1 protein-coding gene is annotated in these 602 nt (G+C 44.7%); it reads right to left on the bottom strand.

Annotated elements, in window-relative coordinates; translation table 11 throughout:
* Positions 1–602 (bottom strand): hypothetical protein (locus tag DW793_RS14910; protein WP_118158555.1); only part of this gene is annotated, 602 nt, incomplete at both ends.

Here is a 602-nt window from a genome sequence, read left to right as displayed (position 1 = left end):
AAAGGCAGGCAGGTTATGATATACGGATTTTTGCAAAATGAGCTTAGGAAAAACGCAGGCAGTGTGGAAACTGCACCATATGCGAAAGCTACTGCAAGCATTTTGATTATGGTTTTACCTGTGCTGTCTTGCATTATGTATTGAAGCTGGTCGGCTGATACGTCAAACTCCGAAAGTGGTTGAAAAAGCACTGCACAGGCTATGCCGTAAACAGCTATACCAAGCATAACGGCAAATCCGCCTGAGATAAGTGCGGATATGAATTTTGAAAGATAATATCTTAGCTTGCCTGTGCGGGATATGGTGAAACGCATCAGTCCGTTATTTCGCTCTGCACAGAAAGACACCATGAAAGGGAATGCCACGACAATAGGCAAAAACATTGTGATATATCCCGAAAGTCCGTTTCTGAAAACCAGCACTGAGGACAGCATTGGGTCGGTGCGGAGGATATTTTTATCGAGAGTGAAAAGTGACTCGAACACCGAGTATGATTTATCGGTGGCAAGGTCTGTATAGGCTGAGGAGGTGAAAGCAAGCACTGTCGTCAGCAGCACCGCACCTGCAAAGCCTATGTTTATTATGCTTTTGTTCAGGTCACA

Source organism: Ruminococcus sp. AM31-15AC (assembly GCF_003462045.1).
GTDB lineage: Bacteria > Bacillota > Clostridia > Oscillospirales > Ruminococcaceae > Hominimerdicola > Hominimerdicola aceti.
Note: the sequence above shows the minus strand (reverse complement) of the source record. Positions and strands in the feature narration are given on the sequence as shown.